At 67.1% G+C, this 4,835-nt stretch carries 4 protein-coding genes, 1 pseudogene and 1 riboswitch; of the genes and pseudogenes, 4 read left to right on the top strand and 1 reads right to left on the bottom strand.

Annotated features, from left to right (window positions below):
- Window positions 1–760, bottom strand: a 760-nt coding sequence (locus tag ACFFNX_RS43580; RefSeq protein WP_378212123.1) for a trehalose-6-phosphate synthase, incomplete at its 3' end; no start/stop codon positions are given.
- Between the two features lie 176 nt (window positions 761–936).
- Window positions 937–1,104: riboswitch (SAM riboswitch) on the top strand.
- 15 nt (window positions 1,105–1,119) lie between these two features.
- Here ACFFNX_RS43580 and thrC point away from each other — a divergent pair.
- The 4 genes and pseudogenes from thrC to groL form a co-directional block, all read left to right on the top strand.
- Window positions 1,120–2,364, top strand: a complete 1,245-nt coding sequence (gene thrC / locus ACFFNX_RS43575; RefSeq protein WP_378212122.1) for a threonine synthase — start codon at window positions 1,120–1,122, stop codon at window positions 2,362–2,364.
- Complete coding sequence (locus ACFFNX_RS43570) at window positions 2,361–2,639, top strand: MoaD/ThiS family protein (protein ID WP_378212121.1); 279 nt, start codon at window positions 2,361–2,363, stop codon at window positions 2,637–2,639. The genes thrC and ACFFNX_RS43570 overlap by 4 nt, the downstream gene beginning before the upstream one ends.
- A 252-nt stretch (window positions 2,640–2,891) precedes the next feature.
- Window positions 2,892–3,092 carry a cold-shock protein gene (locus tag ACFFNX_RS43565; protein WP_141955084.1) on the top strand — a complete coding sequence of 67 codons (201 nt, stop codon included), beginning with the start codon at window positions 2,892–2,894 and terminating at the stop codon, window positions 3,090–3,092.
- Between the two features lie 271 nt (window positions 3,093–3,363).
- Window positions 3,364–4,835, top strand: a pseudogene (gene groL / locus ACFFNX_RS43560) (chaperonin GroEL); the annotation flags it as partial.

Below are 4,835 nucleotides of genomic sequence, written 5' to 3'. Positions count from 1 at the left end.
CGTCGCCGTCGACGTCGAGGGCGTGCACGCCGACCCGGGTGACGTGGCCCCGGTGGGTGACCGTACGGGCCGCGCGGTCGACGCCGGCGCCGAGGATCGCCGCGCAGCAGTCGATGAAGGCCTCGGCCCACTGCCGGGTCTGGAACCCGGCGTGGTCGGCGCCGAGGATGCCTTCGAGCACCTGGCGTCCGATGTCGTCCGGCAACAGCCGGTAGTACTCCGGCGGTGCCCACGGGGTGTGCGAGAAGTGCGTGATCTTGACGTCGGGTCGCCGGTCGCGCAGGAGCGTGGGCACGAGTGTCAGGTGGTAGTCCTGCACGGCGACCTTCGCGCCCGGCGCGGCGTCCTGGGCGAGCGCGTCGGCGAAGGCCGCGTTGTAGGCCTCATAGGACTGCCAGTCGCGGCGTGATCGGGCGTCGAAGTGCGGTTTGTTCGGGGTGTCGTACAGCATGTGGTGGACGAACCACAGCGTGGAGTTGGCGATCGCGTTGTAGGCACGGTGGAAGGTGCCCGGCGGGATGTCCAGCATGCGGACGGCGCCGATGCCGGGGACGTCCAGCCGGCCCTCGGTCACGCGTCGCGCCGCCGTACGGTCGGCGTCCGAGAGCGTGGCGCAGACCCACAGGATGTCGCCGCTCAGCTCGCCCAGCGCGGAGACGAGCCCGCCGCCGCCGCGGCGCATCGAGAGCGCGCCGTCGTCGGCCAGGGAGAAGGAGACCGGGCCACGGTTGGATGCCACGAGCACCTGCGTGTCAGCCATGGGGGGAGAGTAACCGGCCGCTGTCCGCCCCAATCCCCGAAGGTCCGCCACTGTCCGTTTCGTGACCATACGGATGCTCACCGTGGCGTGAGATCCCTCTCTGTCTCGCGCGCTGAGACCCCGGGGTGGCCAAGAACCGGTCAGTCACGTATACAGTTCCTGATACAACTCAATACCGCTCATCCAGAGGGGTGGAGGGACCGGCCCGTCGAAGCCCCGGCAACCCTCCCGGACATGCGGTCCAGTGCGGCGCAGCCGCGCCGCAACTCGCCGACAGACGCGAGGCCGCCCGGGACAGGTGCCAACTCCGGCTCGTGACCAAGGTGGCACGAGAAAGATGAGGAGAGAGGCCTCGCTCCATGTCGCAGAACGCCGCCCGAAACCTCGGCCCCGCGACCGCACTTGCGTGCCGCGAATGCGGAGAATCCTACGATCTTGGCCCACGCTACGCCTGTGAGCAGTGTTTCGGCCCCCTGGAAGTCACCTACGACTACTCCCAGGTGAGCCGCGAGCGCATCGAGGCGGGTCCGCAGAACATCTGGCGCTACCGTGACCTGCTTCCGGTGCCCTCGAACGTCGCCGAGACCCCCAACACCGAGCCCGGCTTCACCCGCCTGGTGCGCGCCGACAACCTCGCCGAGACGCTCGGTGTCCGCACGCTGTGGGTCAAGGACGACAGCGGCAACCCCACGCACTCGTTCAAGGACCGCGTCGTCGGGGTCGCGCTCGCCGCCGCCCGCGAGCTGGGCTTCAAGGTGCTGGCCTGCCCGTCCACCGGTAACCTCGCCAACGCGGTGGCCGCCGCGGCGGCGCGCGCGGGCATCCGCAGCGCGGTGTTCGTCCCGTCCGACCTGGAGCAGCAGAAGATCGTCACGACCGCGGTGTACGGCGGCACGTTCGTCACCGTGGACGGCAACTACGACGACGTCAACCGGCTCGCCTCCGAGATCGCCGGGGAGCAGGACGACTGGGCGTTCGTCAACGTCAACGTGCGGCCCTACTACGCCGAGGGCTCCAAGACGATCGGATACGAGGTGGCCGAGCAGCTCGGCTGGCGGCTGCCCGACCAGATCGTCGTCCCGATCGCCTCCGGCTCACAGCTCACCAAGATCGACAAGGCGTTCCAGGAGCTCATCAGGCTCGGCCTCGTCGAGGACAAGCCGTACAAGGTCTTCGGCGCCCAGGCGACCGGCTGCTCGCCGGTCGCCGCGGCCTTCAAGGCCGGGCACGACGTCGTACGGCCGGTCAAGCCCGACACGATCGCCAAGTCGCTCGCGATCGGCAACCCGGCGGACGGCCCGTACGTCCTGGACGCCGTCCGGCGCACCGGCGGTGCCATCGAGGACGTCTCCGACGACGAGGTGGTGGACAGCATTGGGCTGCTCGCCCGCGCCGAGGGCATCTTCGGCGAGACCGCCGGCGGCGTCACGCTGGGCTCGCTCCGCAAACTGCTGGCCTCGGGCGCGCTCGACCCGGGCGCCGAGACCGTGTTCATCAACTCCGGCGACGGACTGAAGACCCTCGACGCGGTGGCGCCGGTCGCCAAGCCCTCCGCGAACATCGCTCCCACCTTCGACGCTTTCCGAAAGGCAGGCCTGGTATGAGCTCCATCAGCGTGCGTATCCCGACGATCCTTCGGAGCTACACGGGCGGTGAGTCCGAAGTGACGGCGTCCGGATCGACGGTGCGCGAGGTCGTGGCGGACCTGGAGGCCAGTTTCTCCGGGATCGCTGCCCGAATCCTTGACGAAAACGGCAAAATCCGCCGTTTTGTGAACGTCTACGTCGGCGAAGAGGATGTGCGGTTCGCCGACGGCCTCGACACCGTCACCCCTGATGGCACGCAGGTCTCGATCATCCCTGCGGTCGCCGGTGGTTAGAGGGCAGTAGCGCGTCAGGGCATTTTTTACTAGCCCGTGCCGAAGTTCCCATTTTAATGAACTCACATTGACCAGGATCGGCCGTCCGCTCATCTTGGGTAAAGGGTGTTCCACGGACCGTAGCCGTGTGTATGGTCGGCGATGGTCATCGCGGCGCACCCGTGCTGGCCGTCGGGTTCCGCGCCTCCGGCGGGCTCGAGTCGGTAGCCGTGGGAATGACCACGGGAATTGCCCTGGTGGGAGTTGTTAGGAATGGCACAAGGCACCGTCAAGTGGTTCAACGCGGACAAAGGCTACGGCTTCATCGCGGTCGACGGTGGCAGGGACGTGTTCGTGCACTATTCGGCCATCGTCGCTGATGGCTACCGCAGCCTCGAGCAGGGGCAGCGGGTCGAGTTCGAGATCACCCAGAGCGACCGGGGTCCGCAGGCGGAGTCGGTTCGCATGCTCTGATCCGTATAGCTCGGTCGAGGCCCGGCGCCTGGTGCGCCGGGCCTTGGCATGTCGGTGACCAGGTGAGACGGGGTACGGCTTGCACTCTCCTGGGTAGAGTGCTAAACACGACATTGGCACTCGGCCATTGAGAGTGCCAGCCTTGAACAAGCGATCGAGGCGACGAGGCCTCACACCCGGCGGCGGCATGGAAGCCGCCGGACAGGTCGTCCGTCGCGGGCGTCGACTCGATCCAGTGATAGCCACCCCGTTCCGGGAGGATCTGGAGCCTATGGCTGCAAAGATGATCGCGTTCGATGAGGACGCGCGGCGCGGCCTCGAGCGCGGCATGAACCAGCTCGCCGACGCCGTCAAGGTGACGCTTGGTCCCAAGGGCCGCAACGTCGTGTTGGAGAAGAAGTGGGGCGCCCCCACGATCACCAACGACGGTGTGTCGATCGCCAAGGAGATCGAGCTCGAGGACCCGTGGGAGAAGATCGGCGCGGAGCTCGTCAAGGAGGTCGCCAAGAAGACCGACGACGTCGCGGGCGACGGCACCACCACCGCCACCGTGCTGGCGCAGGCGCTGGTCCGTGAGGGTCTGCGTAACGTCGCCGCCGGCGCCAACCCGATGTCGCTGAAGCGGGGCATCGAGTCCGCGGTCGAGCGGGTGAGTGAGGAGCTTTCCAAGATCGCCAAGGATGTGGAGACGAAGGAGCAGATCGCTTCGACGGCCTCCATCTCCGCCGGTGACACCTCGATCGGTGAGATGATCGCCGAGGCGATGGACAAGGTCGGTAAGGAAGGCGTGATCACGGTCGAGGAGAGCCAGACCTTTGGTCTGGAGCTCGAGCTGACCGAGGGCATGCGCTTCGACAAGGGCTACGTGTCGCACTACTTCGTGACCGACCCGGAGCGCATGGAGGCCGTCTTCGACGACCCCTACATCCTCATCGCCAGCTCGAAGATCTCGGCCAACAAGGACCTCGTGCCGGTTCTCGAGCAGGTCATGCAGAGCGGCAAGCCGCTCGTCCTCATCGCCGAGGACGTCGAGGGCGAGGCCCTGGCCACCCTGGTCGTCAACAAGATCCGCGGTGTCTTCAAGTCCGTCGCCGTCAAGGCGCCGGGCTTCGGCGACCGTCGCAAGGCGATGTTGCAGGACATCGCGATCTTGACCGGGTGGTCAGGTGGTGTCGGAGGACATCGGTCTGAAGCTGGAGAACACCACCCTCGACATGCTCGGCCAGGCCAAGCGCGTCGTGGTGACCAAGGACGAGACCACGATCGTCGATGGCGCGGGTAACACCGACGACATCGCGGGCCGTGTCAACGAGATCCGGGTCGAGATCGAGAACAGCGACTCCGACTACGACCGGGAGAAGCTCCAGGAGCGCCTGGCCAAGCTCGCCGGTGGTGTGGCCGTGATCAAGGCGGGTGCGGCGACCGAGGTCGAGCTGAAGGAGCGCAAGCACCGCATCGAGGACGCCGTCCGTAACGCCAAGGCCGCCGTCGAAGAGGGCATCGTGCCTGGTGGTGGCGTGGCGCTGCTGCAGGCGGGTACGGGTGCGTTCGACAAGATCGAGCTTGAGGGTGATGAGGCTACTGGTGCTTCGATCGTCAAGCGTGCGTTGGAGGAGCCGCTCAAGCAGATCGCGGTCAACGCCGGTCTTGAGGGCGGCGTCGTGGCCGAGCGGGTTCGTTCGCTGGAGCCTGGTCGGGGTCTGAACGCGGCGACCGGTGAGTACGTGAACATGTTCGAGGCCG

The organism is Actinoallomurus acaciae, from assembly GCF_042429965.1.
GTDB classification, from domain to species: Bacteria; Actinomycetota; Actinomycetes; order Streptosporangiales; family Streptosporangiaceae; genus Actinoallomurus; species Actinoallomurus acaciae.
This window is presented reverse-complemented; position numbering and strand designations above follow the sequence as displayed.

Excerpts from the sequence above, each read along its gene's own strand:
- thrC (WP_378212122.1), top strand. The coding sequence starts at position 1,120 with ATGTCGCAGAACGCCGCCCGAAACCTCGGCCCCGCGACCGCACTTGCG.
- ACFFNX_RS43570 (WP_378212121.1), top strand. The coding sequence starts at position 2,361 with ATGAGCTCCATCAGCGTGCGTATCCCGACGATCCTTCGGAGCTACACG.
- ACFFNX_RS43565 (WP_141955084.1), top strand. The coding sequence starts at position 2,892 with ATGGCACAAGGCACCGTCAAGTGGTTCAACGCGGACAAAGGCTACGGC.